The organism is Serratia sp. Res13-Sevr-LER1-36-b (assembly GCF_015673035.1).
Lineage (GTDB): Bacteria > Pseudomonadota > Gammaproteobacteria > Enterobacterales > Enterobacteriaceae > Chania > Chania fonticola_C.
Genome location: NZ_JADACK010000005.1, coordinates 176,784 through 197,562 on the forward strand (window position 1 = coordinate 176,784; position 20,779 = coordinate 197,562).

17 protein-coding genes are annotated in these 20,779 nt (G+C 56.5%); 6 read left to right on the forward strand and 11 right to left on the reverse strand.

The annotated features are described in order from the left end of the window. Window positions 1-161: 161 nt before the first annotated feature. On the forward strand, window positions 162-509 hold the full coding sequence (locus tag IMQ33_RS01955) for a DUF1294 domain-containing protein (protein WP_065685346.1): 348 nt from the start codon (window positions 162-164) through the stop codon (window positions 507-509). Between the two features lie 62 nt (window positions 510-571). Here IMQ33_RS01955 and IMQ33_RS01960 read toward each other — a convergent pair whose 3' ends face one another. The 6 genes from IMQ33_RS01960 to IMQ33_RS01985 all read right to left on the reverse strand — a co-directional run bounded on the left by IMQ33_RS01960 (window position 572) and on the right by IMQ33_RS01985 (window position 8,414). Continuing rightward, window positions 572-1,564, reverse strand: coding sequence for an MBL fold metallo-hydrolase (locus IMQ33_RS01960; protein WP_196062887.1), 993 nt, complete (start codon window positions 1,562-1,564; stop codon window positions 572-574). Window positions 1,565-1,656: 92 nt separating this feature from the next. Further along, window positions 1,657-2,673, reverse strand: a complete 1,017-nt coding sequence (gene ltaE / locus IMQ33_RS01965) for a low-specificity L-threonine aldolase (RefSeq protein ID WP_098927863.1) — start codon at window positions 2,671-2,673, stop codon at window positions 1,657-1,659. A 108-nt stretch (window positions 2,674-2,781) separates the two neighbouring features. Beyond that, window positions 2,782-4,503 (reverse strand): ubiquinone-dependent pyruvate dehydrogenase, encoded by a 1,722-nt coding sequence (gene poxB, locus IMQ33_RS01970; protein ID WP_065685343.1) that lies wholly within the window; start codon window positions 4,501-4,503, stop codon window positions 2,782-2,784. Between the two features lie 124 nt (window positions 4,504-4,627). Then, window positions 4,628-5,632, reverse strand: coding sequence for an NADH oxidoreductase (gene hcr, locus IMQ33_RS01975; protein ID WP_196062888.1), 1,005 nt, complete (start codon window positions 5,630-5,632; stop codon window positions 4,628-4,630). Window positions 5,633-5,687: 55 nt separating this feature from the next. Beyond that, window positions 5,688-7,337 carry a hydroxylamine reductase gene (gene hcp / locus IMQ33_RS01980; RefSeq protein ID WP_196062889.1) on the reverse strand — a complete coding sequence of 550 codons (1,650 nt, stop codon included), beginning with the start codon at window positions 7,335-7,337 and terminating at the stop codon, window positions 5,688-5,690. A 180-nt stretch (window positions 7,338-7,517) separates the two neighbouring features. After that, on the reverse strand, window positions 7,518-8,414 hold the full coding sequence (locus tag IMQ33_RS01985; RefSeq protein ID WP_059200376.1) for a lysine exporter LysO family protein: 897 nt from the start codon (window positions 8,412-8,414) through the stop codon (window positions 7,518-7,520). Window positions 8,415-8,593: 179 nt separating this feature from the next. Here IMQ33_RS01985 and IMQ33_RS01990 point away from each other — a divergent pair, with 179 nt between their 5' ends. Then, window positions 8,594-10,252 (forward strand): ATP-dependent endonuclease, encoded by a 1,659-nt coding sequence (locus IMQ33_RS01990; RefSeq protein WP_098927855.1) that lies wholly within the window; start codon window positions 8,594-8,596, stop codon window positions 10,250-10,252. Here the strand turns inward: IMQ33_RS01990 and IMQ33_RS01995 are convergent. Beyond that, a complete protein-coding gene (locus tag IMQ33_RS01995) occupies window positions 10,249-11,190 on the reverse strand; it encodes a VirK/YbjX family protein (protein WP_196062890.1) in 942 nt (313 codons plus the stop codon). The genes IMQ33_RS01990 and IMQ33_RS01995 overlap by 4 nt on opposite strands. A 196-nt stretch (window positions 11,191-11,386) precedes the next feature. Here IMQ33_RS01995 and macA point away from each other — a divergent pair, with 196 nt between their 5' ends. Together macA and macB are read left to right on the forward strand one after the other, a co-directional pair. After that, window positions 11,387-12,502 carry a macrolide transporter subunit MacA gene (macA, locus tag IMQ33_RS02000; RefSeq protein ID WP_065685338.1) on the forward strand — a complete coding sequence of 372 codons (1,116 nt, stop codon included), beginning with the start codon at window positions 11,387-11,389 and terminating at the stop codon, window positions 12,500-12,502. After that, window positions 12,502-14,448: a macrolide ABC transporter ATP-binding protein/permease MacB gene (gene macB, locus IMQ33_RS02005; protein WP_065685337.1), complete on the forward strand. Its 1,947-nt coding sequence runs from the start codon at window positions 12,502-12,504 to the stop codon at window positions 14,446-14,448. Before macA ends, macB begins: the two co-directional genes overlap by 1 nt. Window positions 14,449-14,524: 76 nt before the next feature. On the opposite strand, the gene cspD is transcribed toward macB, so the two are convergent. Next, window positions 14,525-14,746, reverse strand: coding sequence for a cold shock-like protein CspD (gene cspD, locus IMQ33_RS02010; RefSeq protein ID WP_021804952.1), 222 nt, complete (start codon window positions 14,744-14,746; stop codon window positions 14,525-14,527). A 344-nt stretch (window positions 14,747-15,090) separates the two neighbouring features. Between cspD and clpS the strand changes: the two genes are divergently transcribed. Together clpS and clpA are read left to right on the forward strand one after the other, a co-directional pair. Further along, window positions 15,091-15,411 (forward strand): ATP-dependent Clp protease adapter ClpS, encoded by a 321-nt coding sequence (clpS, locus tag IMQ33_RS02015; RefSeq protein WP_021804950.1) that lies wholly within the window; start codon window positions 15,091-15,093, stop codon window positions 15,409-15,411. A 26-nt stretch (window positions 15,412-15,437) separates the two neighbouring features. Continuing rightward, window positions 15,438-17,717, forward strand: a complete 2,280-nt coding sequence (gene clpA, locus IMQ33_RS02020) for an ATP-dependent Clp protease ATP-binding subunit ClpA (protein ID WP_024529873.1) — start codon at window positions 15,438-15,440, stop codon at window positions 17,715-17,717. Window positions 17,718-17,961: 244 nt separating this feature from the next. On the opposite strand, the gene infA is transcribed toward clpA, so the two are convergent. The 3 genes from infA to cydC all read right to left on the reverse strand — a co-directional run bounded on the left by infA (window position 17,962) and on the right by cydC (window position 20,779). Beyond that, the gene (infA, locus tag IMQ33_RS02025) at window positions 17,962-18,180 is read right to left on the reverse strand and encodes a translation initiation factor IF-1 (protein WP_002211347.1); all 219 of its coding nucleotides are present in this window, start codon (window positions 18,178-18,180) and stop codon (window positions 17,962-17,964) included. A gap of 106 nt (window positions 18,181-18,286) precedes the next feature. Then, entirely contained in the window at window positions 18,287-19,012 is a 726-nt protein-coding gene (gene aat, locus IMQ33_RS02030; RefSeq protein WP_098927849.1) for a leucyl/phenylalanyl-tRNA--protein transferase, read from the reverse strand. A gap of 30 nt (window positions 19,013-19,042) precedes the next feature. Further along, on the reverse strand, window positions 19,043-20,779 hold the full coding sequence (gene cydC / locus IMQ33_RS02035) for a cysteine/glutathione ABC transporter ATP-binding protein/permease CydC (protein WP_098927847.1): 1,737 nt from the start codon (window positions 20,777-20,779) through the stop codon (window positions 19,043-19,045).

Consider the following 20,779-nt stretch of genomic DNA (forward strand, 5'->3'; position numbering starts at 1 on the left):
CGTAGCTTTACCCGTCGTCTTTCAAGCTGTGGCTTGAAATCCATAGGGCATAGAATGACAAATTAGCGGGCTAAATGCACTTTTTGTATGGGTATCAGTAGTTGCATCTGCACGGAGGGCGGTTCACACTACGCGGCGATCAAGCAACGAGCCCATGCCCGATGAAAATCAATTCCCTGTGTTATTTGCTGCTGCTAATTGCCCTGGCTGGCAGCCTGTGTTTTCCCGCTCCGCTGTGGACGTGGTTGCTGTTGGTAAACTTGCTGACCTTACTGATCTACGGTGCCGATAAGCTGGCCGCCTGTAAAAGTTGGCAACGGGTTCCGGAAATCACCCTGCTGCTGTTCGGCGTGCTGGGCGGTTGGATAGGGGCCATTATCGGGCAACGACTGTTCCGCCATAAAACGCAGAAACAACCGTTCAAAACCTATTTTATTCTCAGCGTAGTGCTGAACCTGCTGCTGATACTGGCTGTGGGTTACTGGCTCTATGGCCGGATGGTGGTTTGAGTTATCGTAATGTGCACAATTAAACGGGCGCCGCATGCGCCGCCCGTTGTCCTCAATCTGCGTTAAGGTTTCTTCTCGCCGACTTCCACTGGAGCATATTCAACCGGCACCCACGCATAGCCTTTACCTTCGACGCGCACGTGGCCCAGGCCAGGGAAAGGTAAGTGCGCTCCGCCAACCCACAGTTTGTTTTCAGCCGCATCGGCAAACACTTTCTGCCGGGTAGCGATCGCCTGTTTGGAGTCCGTGTCAAAGTCCACTGCGACTTCAGGTTTGGCAAACTGCAAAGAGTGGCTGTGGACGATATCCCCCCACAACAGCAGTTTCTGGCCGCCGGAGCTGAACAGGTAAGAGGCATGCCCAGGCGTATGGCCCGGTGTCACTATCACTTCCAGCCCAGGAAGTAACTGCTCCCCAGGGCTGTACAATTTCAGCTTGCCCTGTTCGGCATAAGGGGCCACGGCGTCTTGGGCCATCTTGAACATCGGCTGCGCGTCCTTCGGGGCTTTGGACGCCATCTCTTTACTCAGCCAATAATCCCCATCGGCCTTGGAGGCATAGACGGTAGCGTTAGGGAAGGCGGCCTTGCCCTGATCGGTGATGCCACAAGCGTGATCGGGGTGCAGATGCGTCAGCAATATCATATCCACCTGCTCTGGCTGATAACCTGCCGCGCGCAGGTTGTTCTTGATAGCACCCAACGTCGGCCCAAAACACTGCGAGGTACCGGCATCAACCAGAACCAGATGCGTACCGGTATTCACCAGAAACGCGTTAACTGCCGTCTGTATGCCTGACTTGCTGTCGGTAAACATGCGGGCGAACAACTTTTGCATATCCGGCTCGCTGACCCCATGGAACAGCTTGGCGTCCAGTTTGACGTAACCGTCGTATAGCGCCGTCACTTCCAGATTCCCCAACATCATGCGGTAATAGCCGGGAGCCTGCGTTTGCTGTTGGGCCGGCGCCGGGGCGGCGCTAGCTGGCAAGGTAAACATCATTCCACTGCTAACGAGGGTGAGAGCTAATAACGTCTGGCGAAATTTATGACTCATAGATGATATCCCTTCAGGTATTGGAACTAGGCTGATATAGCGGGTTTGGCGAGAACCGGGAAGCGGTGCCTCCCGGTGTTATTGCAAAAAAGTTAGGCGTGCTGCTGCAAGAATTCCCGCCACAGATCGACTACTTTTTGCAGATCCTGGCGGCTAACGTTGAGATGCGTCAGGATACGGGTCAACGGCCCGGCACTGATCAACACGCCACGTTCACGCATCCAGGGGCCGAGTTTAGCCGCCAGCTCAGGGGATTGGCGCAGGTACAGCACGTTGGTTTGTGCGCCCGGTTCGGCAATATCCACGCCAATGTCACGCAACTGCTGTTCGAGCCATTTGGCGTTGTCATGATCTTCTTTCAACCGCTCGACGTTGTGCTCCAGCGCATAGAGCCCCGCCGCCGCCAGAATGCCGGCCTGGCGCATACCACCACCGGTCATCTTGCGCCAGCGGTTGGCACGTTGAATAAACGCTTCGCTACCGCATAACAGCGAGCCAACCGGTGCACCCAGGCCTTTCGACAGGCAAATGGTGAAGGTGTCGCAATACTGGGCAAGGGTTTTCAGCGGCACGTTAAGTGCCACCGCTGCGTTGAAAATGCGCGCGCCGTCAATGTGCAGAGCCAGTTGGTGCTCACGAGTGAACTGCCAGGCCTGTTGCAGATATTCCAGCGGCAGCACGCGGCCGCTGATGGTGTTTTCCAGGCTCAGCAGACGAGTCTTGGCGAAGTGAATATCATCAGGCTTGATGGCGGCGGCGACTTTATCTAACGGCAGCGTGCCATCGGGATTGGCTTCGATCGGCTGGGGCTGGATGCTGCCTAGCACGGCGGCACCACCGGCTTCATATTTGTAATTATGCGCCTGCTGGCCAACGATATATTCCTCACCACGCTGGCAATGGCTCAGCAGGGCTACCAGGTTGGCCTGGGTGCCGGTAGGCAGGAATAATGCCGCCTCTTTGCCTGAGAGCCTGACCGCTTCGGCCTGGAGGGCGTTGACGGTGGGATCGTCGCCATACACGTCGTCGCCGACGTCAGCCTGCGCCATGGCGGTGCGCATCTCTGCGCTAGGTTGGGTAACGGTGTCACTGCGTAAATCGATAAGCATACGGGTCCTTGGTAGCCGATGAGGAAGTGGCTTTCATCATAACCGGATTAGCGCGGGGCAAAAGCGGAAAATGCAGGGGACAACCAACTTCATTGTCCCCAGAAGCGATTAACGTAGCCAGTTGGTTTTGGCCAGTTCGACAACCTCATCACCCCGGCCATTGATGATGGCGCGCAGCATATACAGGCTGAACCCTTTAGCCTGTTCGAATTTGATCTGCGGCGGCATCGCCAACTCTTGTTTGGCCGTGACCACGTCGAGCAGGGCCGGGCCGGGATGAGCAAGCATTTCCTGTAATGCCGCGTCCAGCTCGGAGGCCTTTTCTACCCGAATGCCTTTGATACCTGCCGCATTGGCGATGGCGGCAAAGTCTGGGTTGTGCAGATCGGTGCCATCGGTAAGGTAGCCACCGGCCTTCATCTCCATCGCCACAAAGCCCAGCACGCTGTTATTGAAAACCACCACCTTGACCGGCAGCTTCAACTGGGCCAGTGACAGAAAATCCCCCATCAGCATGGTAAAGCCACCGTCACCGCACATGGCGATCACCTGTTTATCCGGTTCGGTGGCCTGGGCACCAATCGCCTGCGGCATGGCGTTGGCCATTGAGCCATGGTTGAACGAACCGAGCAGGCGGCGTTTGCCGTTCATTTTCAAATACCGAGCTGCCCACACCGTCGGCGTGCCGACATCGCAGGTGAAGATGGCGTCATCCGTGGCTGAGTTGCTGATTTGCTGTGCCAGATATTGTGGGTGGATCGGCTGGTCATCGTTCGCAGTAGCCAACCCGTCGAGATCTTTACGCGCTTCCCGGTAATGCTCCAGCGCCTTATCCAGGAACTTGCGGTCGCTCTTGGCTTGCAGCTGTGGCAGCAAGGCGCTGAGCGTCGTTTTGATATCGCCCATTAGCGCCATATTGACCGGGCAATGGGCACCGATGCTGCCGGGGTTGATATCGATCTGAATGATATTGGCATGGGTAGGATAAAACGCCCGATAAGGGAACTGAGTGCCTAGCAGCACCAGGGTATCCGCGTTCATCATGGCGTGGTAGCCGGAGGAGAAACCGATCAGCCCGGTCATGCCGACGCTGTAAGGGTTATCCCATTCGATATGCTCTTTACCGCGTAGGGCGTGCACAATCGGGGCTTGCAGCAGTTCGGCCAGTTTGACGACTTCGTCATGCGATCCGGCGCAGCCGCTGCCGCACATCAGGGTGATGTTTTTGGCGCTGTTCAGCGTTTCTGCCAGTTTCTGCAGCTCGCTCATCGGTGGCTGCATCAATGGGTGCGCAGGCGTATGCCACACCATGCTGGCATCTTCTGGGGCCATTTGCAGTGCGACATCCCCTGGCAGCACAATCACCGAGACGCCACGGTTGAGGATCGCTTTACGCATGGCAATCTCGAGTACTCGCGGCAACTGCTCAGGATTGGACACCAGCTCGCAGTAATGGCTGCATTCGCGGAACAGCTCTTGCGGGTGCGTCTCCTGGAAGTAGCCGCTGCCGATCTCGCTGGAAGGAATATGGGCGGCGATAGCCAGCACTGGGACGTGATTGCGGTGGCAATCGAACAGGCCGTTGATCAGGTGCAGGTTGCCGGGGCCGCAGGAGCCTGCGCAGACCGCCAATTGGCCGGTGAGCTGCGCTTCGGCACCGGCAGCAAAGGCGGCGACTTCCTCGTGGCGGGTGCCCATCCAGGCGATGGTTCCCATCCGATGCAGGCTGTCACTCAGGCCGTTGAGCGAATCGCCGGTAACGCCCCAGATCCGTTTTACACCTGCCTGTTCCAGCGTTTTGGCGATCAGCGTGGCTACTGTTTGCTTCATCGTTCCTCCAGTCATTATCCAAAATGAGGGGTACTCGCCCGGTTAGAGGCAAACAGAAAGTGTAGAAGGGCATTAGGGGATACGCTTATCGATATGTGCCCCATCGGGAAGATGGGGCAAAGCTTCAGGCGAGGGTGACGTCACTTTGTAGCTGGCAACTACAGGCCAGCACGTAACCCTGTTCGATTTCCGCAGGGGTTAACGTCATGGTGCTGGTGGTGGTGTATTGGCCATCGATAATACGGGTTTTACACGAGCCGCAAACGCCAGCACGGCAGGCGGCATTGACCGGTAACTTATGGGCTTCTAAAGCGGCGAGCAAGGTGCTGCCGACCGGCACGCGGAATTCACGCAGTGGCTGACCGATGCGCAATGTTAACTGTTCGCTTTTCCCATCATCCAACTCTGCCGAGGTGTGGAACTGTTCCTGATGGAATTTGGCAGCGGGTACGCCGAGCCCCAGGCAAAGCTGCTCAACCTGTTGCATGTAAGGGGCCGGGCCGCAGGTCATCACGGTACGTGAGGCGATATCCGGCGCGGCCTGTTGCAACACTTGCTCATTGATGCGGCCAGACAGGAAACCGGGCTGCGCATCCTGCTCTGCCATCAAGGTCAGTTGCAATTGTGGATGGCCGGAGCATAACCGTTGCCACTGTTCGGCAAAAATGACATCGGCAGGGGTGCGGACGTTAAAGATCACTCGGATATCGCATTGCGGTTTGTTCACCACCAACCAGCGGCACATAGACATGATCGGTGTGACGCCACAGCCGGCAGCCAGCATCAGGTAGCTATCGCTGGGGTGTTGCACGCAGCTGAATTCTCCCTGGGCGTCTGATAACCAAAGTGTTTGGCCAGGTTTGACCTCTTGCGTCAGCCAGCGTGAGCCGAGGCCATCCGCCAGGCAACGCACGCTGATGCTGATAAAAGGACTCAGGCCGGGTGAAGAGGAGAGGGTATAGGCGCGCAGCGTATCTTCACTGTCGCGAATGCTGACCAATGCAAACTGACCGGGCTGATAAGGATAAAAGTCGTTATTGATCAGGTTCAGCGTCCAGACGTCGGCGGTTTCCTGTTGCAGGGAGTGCACCTGCATCGGGTTGGGGCAAAGTGGGCTGGGTTGGCTCATAGGGCACCTCAAAACAAACGGGGCCGCCGCGATGGGCAGCCCCGGAACAACGGCCTTAGCCGAGAAGGGTTTGCATATCCTGCTCTACGGTGGTGACCGAACGCAGGCCGAATTTTTCATTCAGCACCGCCAACAGATTGTCGGTCAGGAACGCCGGGGCGCTTGGGCCGGTGACGATATTTTTCACCCCTAGCGACAGCAGCGTCAGCAGAATGACGATCGCTTTCTGCTCGAACCAAGACAGCACCAGGCTGAGCGGCAGATCGTTGACCGTGCCACCGACTTTCTCGGCGAGTTTGACTGCCAGCATTACGGCGGAATAGGCATCGTTACATTGGCCGACGTCCAGCAGGCGCGGTAGCCCTTCCAGCGTGCCGAAGTCCAGCTTGTTGAAGCGGTATTTACCGCACCCCAGCGTCATGATCAGGCAATCTTGCGGCACGCTGCGGGCAAAATCGGTGAAGTAGCTGCGTTCGTCACGGCTGCCGTCACAACCACCTACCAGAAATACGTGGCGCAGTTTTTTCTGTACTACCAGATCAACCACGGTATCGGCAGCGCTGAGCAGTACCTGGCGGCCAAAACCGACGGTGATCAGTTGTTCGATTTCGCTGTAAGGGAAGCCAGCCAACTGCTGGGCTTGAGCGATCACGGTGCTGAAATCATCCCCTTCCAGATGGTTGACACCAGGCCAGCCAACGATGCTGCGCGTCCAGATGCGATCGCCATAGTTGCCGACGTTCGGATCGATAATGCAGTTGGAGGTCATGACGATCGAACCCGGGAATTTGGCAAATTCGGTCTGCTGATTTTGCCAGCCGCTACCGTAGTTACCCACCAGGTGTGGGAATTTTTTCAGCTCTGGATAGCCATGGGCCGGTAACATTTCGCCGTGGGTATACACGTTGATGCCGGTGCCTGCTGTTTGTTCCAGCAGCAAGCGCAGATCTTTCAGGTCGTGTCCGGAGATCAGGATCGCCTTGCCCGCCACCGGGCGCACGTTGACCGTGGTCGGCTGTGGGTCGCCAAAGGCACTGGTTTCGCCGCGATCCAGAATAGCCATCACGCTGAAGTTCATTTTACCGATGGCCATCGAGTTGTTCAGCAGGGTCTCCAAATCGCTCGGTTGGGTGCCCAGCCAGGCCATAAAGGCGTGGTAATCAGCATAGATCTGGTTGTCGAACTGGCCCAGCACATGGGCATGTTCCATATAGGCGGCGGCCCCTTTCAGGCCATACAGGCACAGCATCCGCAGGCCGTGGATATCGTCGCCTACCTCGGCTTTATCTTTATTGAGGGCAAACTGCGCAGCCTGTTGCAACAGCGCAGGCATATCGTTGCCAGCCAGTTGCAGCTGGGCCAGTGGGTGATCGACCCGCACACTGGCGTCGAGCAGGCGGCAGCGAACCGCCAGCGAGTCACGCAGGGCAATGGTGTCACGTGCATAGCCGATAATGCGTTCGGAATCGAAGTTAACGTTGGTCAGCGTAGAGAAGAAGGCGCGTGGGGAGAAACTGTCGACATCATGATCGATAATGCCCAACGCGCGCGCCTGCAAGGCCCAGGCAGAGAGCCCTTGCAGCGCCGCTATCAACAGATCCTGCAGGTCGGAGGTTTCTGCCGTTTTGCCGCACATCCCTTGAGCGTAAGAGCAGCCGTTACCTGCCGGTGTCCGGATGGTTTGTTCACATTGCACACAGAACATAATCGCTTCCTTTTTTAAAGTTGCATTTATAATGCTTGTTTTGAAGCATAGATCGATGACGCAACCTTAAAAAGGCTTTTGTGATAGAACTTTAACAAAGTTTGATTTAGAACAAGTTGGCGTGCGGATGGGAATTATTACGCTTTGATCAGCAGGCGCGGCGAGCCGCGCCCGTGGGCGTCAGGAGAACAGGGCGATTAATACCGGAGCCAACAGGCTCAGCAAGAATCCGTGCACGATGGCGGGAGGCACCATTTCTATCCCGCCGCTGCGTTGCAAAACCGGTAGTGTGAAATCCATCGAAGTGGCACCACATAAACCCAATGCAGAGGAGCGGCTACGACGCACCAGCGTAGGGAGCAGCATTATTGCCACCAGCTCGCGAGCCAGATCGTTGAAGAAGGCGGCGCTGCCCATCACTGGGCCATAGGCGTCGGTGATCAGGATGCCGGAAAGGGAGTACCAGCCAAACCCCGAAGCCATCGCCAAACCGGCTTTCAGCGGCAACCCCAGTAGCAGCGCTGCCACTGCACCACCCGCCAGCGAACTGAGTGCCACCACCACGGCGACCATCATGCCACGGCGATTGAGGGCAATCTGGCGCAGCGTCATCCCACTGTTGCGTAGCTGTGCGCCTACCAGAAGCAGCAGAAACAGCAGGGCGTATTCACTGCCTTGGCCAGCAAATTGCAGCCAGTGCCACTGGGTGAGGCCCAAGGCAAAACCACCCACAACCACTCCACAGAGCTTCAGGGACTCCAATGCCATATGCAGGCGCGAGGGCAACGTTTCTTGCTTGTGAGTACTGTGCCAGGGGCGGCGGCGTTCAAACAAAGATAACCACAGGAGATTGGCGCAGAAAATGCACAGAAAAAATACCAGGGTGTACTGAAAGATCAGCATCAGGTTGCTGCTGAGGTTTTCCAGGAATGCCAGGCTGATCCCCATAATGAACAGGATCACATACACCATCCAGCTCAGCAGGCGGTTAATGGCCCGGATCAGGGTGACGCTACGCAAGGGGACAAGATAACCGACGATCAGCGGTATCAGTATAATCAGCAGTCCTGAATACATGTGAAACTAGCGTCCTTTAAGTTGGAATAATACGGCAAACCTAACACGCTAACCAAAATGGCCTAAGGAGTAAAGTGGCGTATTTACGTGGTTTGCAGCACGCTGTGGCAATGTCTGCTTGACCTGTAATGGCTTTATTGCTCATCCTCAAGGTATCAGGCGAATAAAGGAGTCAGCAGATGTACCTGGAGCGTGTTGAGATTGTAGGATTTCGCGGTATCAACCGGCTTTCATTGACGCTGGATGATAATACCGTGCTACTGGGGGAAAATGCCTGGGGCAAGTCCAGCCTGCTGGACGCCATGACCTTTTTGCTGGCCCCCGAACAGACGCTGTACCGCTTTGAAGCCAAAGATTTCTACTTCCCACCTGGCGACGAAGCGGCCAAAGATCGTCATTTGCAGATTATCTTTACCTTTTGTGAAAAGGATACCGGCCATGCGCATCTGCCGCGCTATCGCCATCTTTCACCTCTGTGGTCGAAGGGGGAAGATAGCCTGAGCCGCATTCACTACTGCTGCGAAGGGGAATTAGACGATGATGGCACGGTATGCACCTGGCGGCGTTTTCTTGATGCCGATGGCAACGCCTTGCACCTGCACCATATCGATCAACTGGTACACGCCCTGATCCGTATTCATCCGGTGCTGCGGCTGCGTGATGCGCGCTTTATCCGCCGCCTGCGGCCCAGTTCACTCAGCGATCGCCTCCCTGCCGATAACGAAGCCTTGGCACAGCAGTTGGATCAACTGACGCGTGAACTGGTGCGCAACCCGCAAAAGCTGACCAATGCCGAACTACGGCAGGGGCTGGCGGCGATGCAGCAGTTGCTGGAACACTATTTTGCCGAGCAAGGTTCGCAGATTGCCGGGCCACGCCGCCATCGTCAGCCGCCGGAACAACAGGCGTGGCGTTCGTTGGACAGCATCAACCGCATGATTGCCGAGCCTAACAGCCGCAGCATGCGACTGATCCTGCTGGGGATGTTCTCTACGCTGCTGCAGGCCAAGGGCAACGTAAAACTCGATCCCCATGCCCGGCCATTATTGCTGGTAGAAGACCCGGAAACGCGCCTGCATCCCATCATGCTGTCGGTAGCCTGGGGGTTGCTCAACCAGATGCCGTTGCAGCGTATTACCACCACCAACTCCAGCGAACTGGTGTCGCTGGTGCCAGTGGAGCATATTTGCCGCCTGGTGCGCGAATCGGCCCGGGTTGCCACCTATCGCCTTGGGCCAAAGGGGCTAAGTGCGGAGGATGGGCGGCGCATTGCGTTCCATATCCGCTTTAACCGGCCCGCCTCGCTGTTTGCCCGTTGCTGGCTGCTGGTGGAGGGGGAAACCGAGGTCTGGCTGCTTAACGAACTGGCGCGCCAGTGTGGCTATCGTTTCGAGTCCGAAGGCGTGAGGGTGATCGAGTTTGCCCAATGTGGGCTGAAACCCTTGCTGAAGTTTGCCCGGCGCATGGGCATTCAATGGCACGCCCTGGTAGATGGTGACGAAGCGGGGAAGAAATATGCCAATGCCGTACGCAGCATGCTGGATAATCACGAAGATAACGAGCGCGATCGTTTGACCGTGCTTCCTGCGCCGGATATGGAGCATTTCATGTATCGGGAGGGATTCAGCTCGGTCTATCACCGGGTGGCTTCGGTACCGCTAAAGGTACAGATGCCGGTGCGTAAGGTGATCATCAAAGCGGTGCATCACACTTCAAAACCCGATCTGGCGATTGAGGTGGCCATGCAGGCCGGGGCGTGGGGCACCGACTCGGTGCCACCGTTGTTGAAGAAAATGTTCTCCCGCGTGATATGGCTGGCGCGGGGCCGGGCGGATTAAGAAAAGTGTTTGCTGATCCCCTGTTGGAGCTCATCCAGTAACTGGTAACGGCGGCGATATTCCGCGCGTTTTTTGCTGGCGATGGTTTCCATCGGCTTGCGGCCAATGTGCTCGGGTAACAGGAAATAGCCGTTATCGAGTTGCTTGCCGCCCATGGAAAGCCAGAACTGATCGTAATCAGCATGCAGCTGACTTTTCTTTTTGTGGTGGTAGCGCCAGTTTTGGTAAATATGGGTGGTGTTGCCTACCGCGATCAACTGCCGGATACCCAACTGTTGGGCCAGGTGGCAAATGCCTTCCAACACCAGGCGTTTTGGAAACAGGCCGTGGCAGGCTTTGGTCGTATTCTGGATCTCAGCGTGCGGCACCGTGGAATTGGCGCCTTGCATACCGCCGATAAATAACGTGGGTTGTTGCTGGTAAATCATCAAGGTGAAGGTCATTTCAGCCAGCATGATCCCTTGGCTATTACGCAACAGTAGGGTCGTTTCACCCTCTTTATTCAAATGGTCCAGAGAGGCCAGTTGCAGGCAGATGTGCTCACCATTTTTGTCCTGTGCGCAGCTCAAGGTAAAGGGATGGCTCCCCAGTTGGCCGAGGTGCATCTTCAGCGGCATGCGTTGGGCGAGCAGATCGTAGTGATCGCGCAGGGCAAACAGACGGTCGATGCGGCTCATGTTATTCGCCAGATAGGGGCGATGCAGCTTGCAGGGCAGATTGGGCTGCGCGCTTAAAATCTCATCCAGCAGCGGGTTGGCGGCCAGCGTATTGAGCAGGCTACGAGTCGTGGGCCAGCAGAGTAGCGAACGGCCAAGAAACTTAAGGCGGAATGACGTTTTTTTCCAGGCATTGCTGGGCACTTTCTCGCCGTTGATCAGTGCCGTCATCAGTTGGCTGGCCGGTTCGGCCGATATGAGTGGATAGCTGAGCTGAGACATGATGAAATCCTGGTTTGTGTCTAAATGACTATTTCATCAAGGCTTCACTAAACAGGAGTTCAATACGGCATGGCAAAATTGCATTGCTCGAAATACGTTGAGCCTGGGTTTAGTTATCGGAAACGCAACATGCTAATTTACTTGGGTTGCCATGGTTGGCAGCCTGAGAATGACAGGAAATAGGTAGGAACAAACATTGACGTGGTTATTCAAAAGTAAGAAACGCGGGTTGCTGGTGTGCGCCGTTCTGGTGGTGCTTGCCGCTGTGGCTTATTGGCACTTTAGCCATCCGGCCCCGGTGGAGTTTAAAACCGTCAAGGTCGTTAAACGCGATCTTGAGCAAAGCGTATTGGCAACCGGCCAACTGGACGCGGTGCGTAAGGTTGATGTGGGGGCTCAGGTCAGCGGACAGTTGGAGAGCCTGAAGGTCGAGATTGGCGATAAAGTGCAAAAAGGCCAACTGCTCGGCATTATCGATCCTCAGCAGGCACAAAACAGCATTCGGGAAGGCGAAGCCACGCTGCAGCAACTGCAAGCCCAGCTGCAACAGGCTTTGGCGGAGCAGCAACTGGCGGAGGTCACCTTGCAGCGTAACCGCGAACTGGCCAAGGTGCAGGCAGTATCGCGCCAGGATCTGGACCAATTCGCCACCAATCTGGCGGTGAAAAAGGCGCAGGTTGCGACCACTCGGGCGGAGATCGCCAAAAATCAGGCCAGCCTGGATACCGCCAAGATCAACCTTGCCTACACCCGTATCGAAGCGCCGATGGACGGCGATGTGGTACAGATCACCACCTTGCAGGGCCAGACGGTGATCGCCGCGCAGCAAGCGCCCAACATTCTGACGTTGGCAGACATGAGTACCATGCTGGTGAAGGCCCAGGTTTCCGAGGCGGACGTGATCCACCTCAAGCCGGGGTTGAAAGCCTGGTTTACCGTGCTGGGGGATCCGAGCAAACGTTTTGACGGCGCGCTGAAAGACATTCAGCCCACGCCAGAGAAGGTTAACAACGCCATTTTCTATTATGCGCGTTTCGAAGTGCCAAACCCACAGGGCTTGCTGCGTCTGCAAATGACCGCGCAGGTGCATATTCAGCTGGCTGGCGTCAGCGATGCGCTGGTGGTCCCGCTGGCGGCATTGGGGGATCAGATCGCCGATAACCGTTACCACATTTCGGTGCTGAAACAGGGCAAGGAAGAGAAGCGTGAAGTCACGATCGGCATTCGCAACAATGTGGATGTGCAGATTGTCAGCGGGTTGCAGGCCGGTGAAGAAGTGATTGTCAGCCGCGGCGGCGCGGAGGCCAGCTGATGACGGCACTGTTAGAACTGAGTGATATCCGGCGCAGCTACCTCTCCGGCGATCAGACCATAGACGTGCTGAAAAATGTCAGTCTGCGCATTGATGCCGGTGAGATGGTGGCGATTATGGGGGCTTCCGGCTCCGGTAAATCGACGCTGATGAACATTCTCGGCTGCCTGGACAAGCCCAGCGCCGGGACTTACCGCGTGGCCGGGCAGGATGTGGCAACGCTTGATGGTGATGCGCTGGCCCAACTGCGGCGCGAGCATTTTGGCTTTATCTTCCAGCGCTATCATCTGCTACCCCATCTGAGTGCGGCGCATAACGTGGAGGTGCCTGCGGTTTATGCCGGGCTGGGCAAGGCAGCACGGCGCGAGAGGGCGGCGGCTTTGTTGCAACGTCTGGGGCTGGGGGAACGTATCACCTACCGGCCAAGCCAGCTTTCGGGGGGGCAGCAGCAGCGTGTCAGTATTGCGCGGGCTTTGATGAACGGTGGCCAGGTGATCCTGGCGGATGAACCGACCGGTGCGCTCGACAGCCATTCCGGTGAAGAGGTGATGACGATCCTCAAGCAACTGCGCGAGCAGGGGCACACCGTGATTATCGTCACGCACGATCCGGCGGTAGCACAACAGGCAGAGCGGATTATCGAAATCCGGGACGGTGAAATCATCGCCGACTCTCGGCCACAGGCGCAGGGTAACCCGCAGGCCAAAATGCTGGATATGGCTACGCCAGCGCCTTCCTGGCAGCAGGTAGCGGGTCGTTTCCGTGAGGCGTTGGTGATGGCTTGGCGTGCTATGGCAGCCAACAAGATGCGCACGGCGTTAACCATGTTGGGGATCATCATCGGCATTGCCTCGGTGGTCTCGATTCTGGTGATCGGCGACGCGGCCAAGCAGATGATCCTGGCAGACATCAAATCCATCGGCACCAACACCGTGGACATCTATCCCGGCAAAGACTTTGGTGATGACGATCCCAACTTCCGCCAGGCGTTGAAGTATGGCGATCTAAGCGCGTTGCGTGAGCAGCCTTATGTCAGTGCGCTTTCGCCGAATATCAGCAGCAGCATGCGGCTGCGGTTTGGTAATATTGATGTGGCCGCCAACGTCGCGGGCGTCGGTGAACAATATTTTCGAGTTTACGGCATGGCGCTTTCTCAGGGGGTAGGTATCGATGCCCTACAGGTGCAATCCCAGGCGCAGGTGGTGGTGATCGACGCCAATACCCAGCGGCGGCTGTTCCCGCATAAAAAAAACGTGGTGGGAGAGGTGATCCTGATTGGCAATATGCCAGCCACGGTGGTCGGTGTGGCCAAGGAAAAGCAGTCGATGTTCGGCAGCAGCAAGGCGCTGAGCGTGTGGGTGCCCTATAGCACGATGGCCAATCGCCTGATGGGCAACGACTATTTTGACTCGATCACCGTGCGTATCCGTGAAGGCTATAACAGCCAGGAAGCGGAACAGCAGTTGACGCGGTTGCTGACGTTGCGCCACGGCAAGAAAGACTTCTTCACCTACAACATGGACAGCCTGGTGCAAACCGCGGAGAAAACCACCCGTACGCTGCAACTGTTCCTGACCCTGGTGGCGGTGATTTCGCTGGTGGTTGGCGGGATTGGGGTGATGAATATCATGCTGGTCTCGGTAACGGAAAGAACGCGTGAAATCGGCATTCGCATGGCGGTGGGGGCGCGCTCTGGCGATGTCCTGCAACAGTTCCTGATCGAGGCGGTGCTGGTCTGCCTGGTGGGGGGCGCGTTGGGGATAGCGCTGTCGTTCGCGATTGGCCTGTTGGTGCAATTGGCGATGCCGGGCTGGCAGATCAGCTTCCCGCCGGTGGCCTTGCTGAGTGCGTTCTTGTGTTCCACCGGTATTGGCGTGGTGTTCGGCTATCTGCCAGCACGTAGCGCTGCGCGGTTGAATCCGATTGACGCCTTGGCGCGTGAGTAACAGCAAAAATAAAATGCCAGTCGTACGGCGGCTGGCATTTTGAGTTGGTAGTGCAGAAGTGGCTGAAGGGGCGCGTTTAGGCCATTGCCTCGCTTTCCAGCGGCATAATCAGGCTCGCGTGGTTCCCTTTCGGCCCTTGATGTACGTCGAACCTGACCTGCTGGCCCGCTTTCAACGTTCGGTAGCCATCCATTTTAATTGTTGAATAATGCGCGAAGATATCTTCACCGCCGCCTTCCGGGCAGATAAAGCCGAACCCTTTGGCGTTATTGAACCATTTAACAGTACCCGTCTCCATGCTGCTACATCCCTCGCAATGCTATTTTTAAAATGAGATGAATAACTGATCCAGGTGAGTTCCAACTGGTCAAAAGACCAACAACTCACAAAATTACACTCTAGAGCAAATGATCAACACGTCAAGGGATCGGCCAATGCCCGTGCCGGGCAGTTCACTAAAGTTTGAAGTAGTTAACGCTATTGATATGGTTTGGTAACAAATTGTGGCTGCGATAGGGGCGATTAATCGCGTTGTGCTGCGGCACGTTAACCGCGAAGATGGTAAAATAGTCTTGATACTCCCGTTTGAATAACCCGAACATGGCCCCATATACTGAGGCATGGCAGAGAAGATGAGCAGCAATGGGCAATAGCAACGATTGGCTAAATATTGAACACTTGGCCGAAGAAAAACAAATCGATGCGGTAAAACCGCCGTCAATGTATAAAGTTATACTTAACAACGACGATTACACACCGATGGAATTTGTGATTGACGTTCTGCAAAAGTTCTTTTCTTATGATATTGAACGTGCAACGCAACTGATGCTCACGGTCCACTATCAAGGCAAGGCGATCTGCGGTGTTTTCACCGCTGAGGTTGCGGAAACCAAGGTGGTCCATGTGAACCGTTACGCAAGGGAGAATGAGCATCCGTTGCTCTGTACGCTGGAAAAAGCCTGAAAAGGCAATCTATTGGGGAGGTGCCTATGCTCAATCAAGAATTGGAACTCAGTCTCAACATGGCTTTCGCCAGAGCGCGCGAGCACAGACATGAGTTTATGACCGTGGAGCACCTGTTGCTGGCGTTACTCAGCAACCCTGCCGCGCGCGAAGCGCTCGAGGCTTGTACGGTGGATCTGGCCGCGTTACGCCAGGAGCTGGAAGCCTTTATCGAACAAACCACACCAACGCTGCCCACCAGCGAAGAGGAGCGCGACACCCAGCCGACGCTCAGCTTCCAGCGTGTACTGCAGCGTGCGGTATTCCACGTGCAGTCCTCCGGCCGGAGCGAAGTGAGCGGTGCCAACGTGTTGGTGGCGATCTTCAGCGAACAGGAGTCCCAGGCGGCATACCTGCTGCGTAAACACGACGTCAGCCGTCTGGACGTGGTGAACTTCATTTCACATGGTACACGTAAAGATGAGCCGGGCCAGGCACCTAATGCGGAAAACCCGGTAAACGAAGAGCAGCCTGGAGGGGAAGACCGTATGGAAAACTTCACCACCAACCTCAACCAACTGGCCCGCGTCGGCGGTATCGATCCGCTGATTGGCCGTGACCGTGAACTGGAGCGCGCCATTCAGGTGCTGTGCCGCCGCCGTAAAAACAACCCGCTGCTGGTGGGGGAATCCGGCGTAGGTAAAACCGCCATTGCCGAAGGGCTGGCGTGGAGGATCGTGCAGGGCGACGTGCCAGAGGTGATGGCAGACTGCACGCTCTACTCGCTGGACATCGGCTCATTGCTGGCAGGCACCAAATACCGTGGCGACTTTGAGAAGCGCTTCAAGGCGCTGCTCAAACAGCTGGAGCAGGATAAGAACAGCATTCTGTTTATCGACGAAATTCACACCATCATCGGTGCCGGTGCGGCTTCCGGTGGGCAAGTGGATGCCGCCAACCTGATCAAACCGCTGCTGTCGAGCGGCAAGATCCGGGTGATTGGCTCCACCACCTATCAGGAGTTCAGCAATATTTTCGAAAAGGACCGTGCGCTGGCGCGTCGCTTCCAGAAAATAGACATTACCGAGCCGACGCCGGAAGAGACCATTCAGATCATCAACGGTCTGAAAACCAAGTACGAAGCGCACCATGACGTGCGTTACACCGCTAAAGCGGTACGTGCTGCGGTAGAACTGTCGGTGAAATACATCAACGACCGTCATCTGCCGGACAAGGCGATCGATGTGATCGATGAGGCTGGTGCGCGTAGCCGGTTGCTGCCGGTGAACAAGCGTAAGAAAACGGTCAACGTGGCGGATATCGAATCCGTGGTTGCACGTATTGCGCGTATCCCGGAAAAAACCGTCTCCGCCAGCGATCGCGACGTGCTGAGAAGCCTGAGCGACCGCCTGAAAATGCTGGTGTTTGGCCAGGATCCGGCCATTGAGGCGCTGACCGAAGCGATCAAGATGAGCCGTGCCGGTCTGGGCCAGGATCGCAAGCCGGTGGGTTCCTTCCTGTTCGCCGGGCCGACCGGGGTAGGGAAAACCGAGGTTACCGTGCAGCTGGCGAAGGCGCTGGATATCGAATTGCTGCGGTTTGATATGTCCGAATATATGGAACGTCATACCGTCAGCCGTCTGATTGGTGCTCCTCCGGGCTACGTCGGTTACGATCAGGGCGGCCTGCTGACCGATGCGGTGATCAAACATCCGCACGCGGTGGTACTGCTGGATGAAATCGAGAAAGCGCACCCGGACGTGTTCAACCTGCTGTTGCAGGTGATGGACAACGGGACGCTGACCGATAACAACGGCCGTAAAGCAGACTTCCGTAACGTGATCCTGGTGATGACCACCAACGCCGGGGTACGTGAAACCGAACGCAAATCGATTGGCCTGATCGAACAGGACAACAGCATCGATGCGATGGACGAGATCAAGAAGGTGTTTACGCCAGAATTCCGTAACCGTCTGGACAACGTCATCTGGTTCAACCATCTGTCTCCTGCGGTGATCCAGCAGGTGGTCGACAAGTTTATCGTCGAACTGCAGGCACAGCTGGATGCGAAGGGCGTGTCGATGGAAGTGAGCGACGAAGCGCGTGACTGGCTGTCGGTGAAAGGCTATGACCGTGCGATGGGCGCTCGTCCAATGGCGCGTGTGATGCAGGAAAGCCTGAAAAAACCGCTGGCCAACGAACTGCTGTTTGGTTCTCTGGTTGACGGCGGCTCGGTGAAAGTCGAGCTGGACGCAGACAAGAAACAGCTGACTTACCACTTCCTCAGTGCCCAGAAGCGTAAAGCGGATGAAGGTGCGGTGCACTAAGCGGTAGGCAGGTAACGAAAAAGCGATGCCTTGGCATCGCTTTTTTTATACGTGAATTTCACGGACTACGAAATTGGACCAGGTCGGGGCGAACATGTTCGCCTCCAACAAAATGAGTGAGCCCTCTCAGTTTACCTGCGCCAACACAACTCGGTGGAGAACGTTGCTGCGGGGGTAAACGGAAAGGGCTCTTTTGAGGGATCACATCCTCGGTGTCGCCAGTGGCTGGCGACGGGTGAGCCGATTAACGGCTACGGAAGACAATGCGGCCTTTGCTCAGGTCGTACGGGGTCAGCTCTACAGTGACTTTGTCACCCGTCAGGATGCGGATATAGTTTTTGCGCATTTTACCGGAGATATGAGCGGTAACCACGTGCCCGTTTTCCAATTCAACACGGAACATGGTGTTCGGCAGCGTATCAAGAACGGTGCCCTGCATTTCAATATTGTCTTCTTTGGCCATCGAATCCTCTAGGTGTAACTACCTTAGTTTTTAACCGGCAAGATAATGCCGAAAAACCCACATTATGTAAAGGAGTGTCGGTGAACAATGCACCGATTCCACAAAATTAGTCAGTTTGGGAGGGCAGTTCAACCAGCTGTGGGGGTATGACTTGCGCTGTCCAGCATTCCGGCGCTAACACCCTGCGCTGAAGGTTGCTCAACTGCTGCAAAAATTGGCGGCGGGGAATTTCTCTCGCTCCAAGCCGGGCAGTGTGAGCGTTAAGCACCTGACAGTCAACCAATTCTCCTCCATAACCGGCAAAATGGCGGCAAAACGCCCATAAAGCACACTTTGATGCGTTGGTGGTGCGGCTAAACATTGATTCACCGCAGAACAGCGCTCCCTGAGCGACACCGTACAGGCCGCCGACCAGCTCTTCCCCCTGCCACACCTCAATGGAATGGGCGTGCCCGAGGTGATGCAATTGTAAATAGGCTTGCTGTACCTCCTCGCCGATCCAGGTGCCTTCATCGGGCCGGTATGAGCATGCGGCGATCACGGCGGCAAAATCATGATTGAGAGTAATGCGGAACGGCGGGTTGCGCAGGAATCGCTTGAAGCTGCGGCTGACATGGAATTGCGCTGGGAACAGCACCGCCCGAGGGTCCGGTGACCACCAGAGGATGGCTTCCCCAGGCGAATACCAGGGGAAGATCCCGCGCTCATAGGCTGCCAGCAGCCGCGCAGGTGCCAAATCGCCACCGATGGCCAGCAGTCCGTTAGGATCGTGCAGGGCGGCCTCTGGTGAGGGAAACGCTACAGACTGCGATGACAGCTTAACAATGCGCATAAAACCTCTTAGCGTCGCCCACAGGCGGTTTTACAGCGATACATTACTGATACGTTGGCGGAATTGGGCGTAACGGCCAGGCTGGCGCATCAGCGCTGCGTGGCTACCTTGTTCCACAATACTGCCACCGTCCATCACGCAGATGCGATCGAAATGCTCCAGCCCATAGAGTCTGTGAGTCACCAGAATTAACGTCTTGCCGCGGCAATGCTGGCGCAACAGGGCCAGGATCTGCTGTTCGGTTTCTGCATCCAGCCCTTCAGTTGGTTCATCCAGCAGTAATAGCGGGGCTTGATGCAGCAGGGCGCGGGCAATGCCCAGACGGCGTTGCTCACCACCGGAAAGCTGGCGGCCACCTTCACCCAGCCAGGCGTTCAACCCCTCATTTTCCAGCAGCTTATCCAGACCGACTTGTTGCAGTGCGAGGTTTAAGTCCTCATCGCTGGCCGCAGGTGCGGCGATACGCAAGTTTTCACGCAGGGTACTGCTGAAGATATGTACCCGTTGGCTCACTACCGTAGTCATGGCGCGCAGCGTAGCTTCATCATAGCTAGCCAATGGTTGGTCGTTGAGCAGGATTTGGCCGCTGTCAGCATTCCAGGCGCGGGTCAGTAATTGCAATAGGGTCGATTTACCACAGCCGGTACGGCCCAACAGCGCGATGTGCTCACCAGCGGCGATGTTCAGCGTCACGTTGTTCAACACCGGCAGCGGCTGGTCGGGATAGGTGAAGGACACCTTGCTCAGTTGCAGCTCTGCGCCTGGCTGTGAGGCTGGACCGCTGGCAGGGAAGGTGACTTCCGGTTGCTGATCGATGATCTGCTTGACCCGGGTCGCCGAAGCGATCACTTGGCCCAGATGTTGGAACGCGGCGGCGACGGGCATCATGGCTTCAAAAGAGGCCAGGGCGGCAAAGGCAAACAAGGCAATCAGGGCCCCGGGTTGGGTATCGCCACCGATCCCCGCAGCGGCAAGCCACATCAATAGCGTCACGGTGAGGCCACTTGCCAGGATCATCAGCGCCTGAGCAATCCCCCCTAGCGAAGCCTGTTGCCACTGACGGCTTTGCCAACGCTGTTCGGTCGCGTTGAGCTTATGCCGGAAACCGTCCAGCGCGCCAAACACCACCAGTTCGGCCTGCCCCTGGAGCCATGCGGTCAGGTCGGTGCGGTACTGGCTGCGTAACAGGGTCAACTCTTCCCCAATAGGCTTACCTGCGCGATAGAAGATCGGCGGAACGGCCAGCAACAGCAATAACAAAATTCCGCCCAGCGTCAGGGCTAGTGGAACATCCAGCCAACTGAGGCCGAAGGTAACCACCACAATCACCACCGCAGCGCTGACCATCGGCGAAATAACGCGTAGGTAGAGGTGATCGAGCGTATCGACGTCGGCAACCAGGCGGTTGAGAAGCTCAGCCTGACGGAAGCGGGCAATACCACCCGGTGACAGCGGCAGGATCTTGCGGAAGGTAAAGACCCGCAGATGGGACAACACACGGAAAGTGGCGTCATGGCTGACGACCCGTTCTGCATAACGTCCGGCGGTACGGAAGATTGCCGCACCCCGTACGCCAGCGGCCGGTAGCATGTAGTTGAAGGTATACAATCCCGCCAGCCCGGCCAGAGAAGAGGCGGCCAGGAACCAGCCGGACAGCGCTAGCAGGCCGATACTGGCCAGCAGGGTGACGATAGCCAGCACGATACCCAGTAAAATCAGAAACGTGTGACGACGATACAACGCCAGGAATGGCAGCAAAACGCGCAT